Source organism: Mycolicibacterium arseniciresistens, assembly GCF_030519285.1.
In the GTDB taxonomy this organism is placed as follows: Bacteria; Actinomycetota; Actinomycetes; order Mycobacteriales; family Mycobacteriaceae; genus Mycobacterium; species Mycobacterium arseniciresistens.
On the sequence record NZ_JAUMSQ010000572.1, the window covers coordinates 1 to 661 of the forward strand.

1 protein-coding gene is annotated in these 661 nt (G+C 63.5%); it reads left to right on the forward strand.

Annotated features, from left to right (window positions below; all coding sequences use genetic code 11):
* Positions 1–184 precede the first annotated feature (184 nt).
* The coding region (locus tag Q2100_RS31560; protein WP_302917166.1) for a helix-turn-helix domain-containing protein at positions 185–661 on the forward strand (477 nt) is incomplete at its 3' end.

Here is a 661-nt window from a genome sequence, read left to right on the forward strand (position 1 = left end):
CTTGGGTTCAAGGAGTGATTGCAACACTTCCTAGTTGGGAGTGCGTGTGCGTCCTGTGCCTGTGTCGTCTGTTGTTCGCCAGTTCTGGGATTGTGTTGGCCGGGGAATGCCGGTTCCGGATGCCTGCGCTGTTGTGGGCGTGTCGTCGGGGTGTGGTCACCTTTGGTTTGCTGATGCTGGCGGGGTGAAACCACGTTTCCCGGTTGAGGGGCCGCGACGGCGTCCGCGGCTGAGTCTGGATGAGCGCGAGGAGATCTCGCTAGGGGTAGCCGCAAAGGAATCGGTGCGCGCTATTGCACGCCGACTCGGCCGGGCGCCGTCGACGATCTCGCGGGAGATCAGAAACAACAGCAAGCCCAGCCATAACCTTTACCGGCCGCAGTACCGGTTCGGTGCCCCGTGGCGCGGCGGCCCGGAACGGCGACCGGCTTATAAGCCCAGCGCGGCGCAGTCCCGCAGTCAGCGGCGGGCGCGAAGACCGAAACTGGGCAAGCTGGCCGGCAATGAACAGTTGCGCACCGAGGTGCAGACTCGGTTAGACCAGCAGCACAGTCCAGAGCAGATCGCGGTGCGTCTGCGACGGGACTTCCCTGACGATCCGGAGATGTGGGTGTCGCACGAGACGATCTATCAGTCGATCTACGTGCAAGGACGCGGCCAA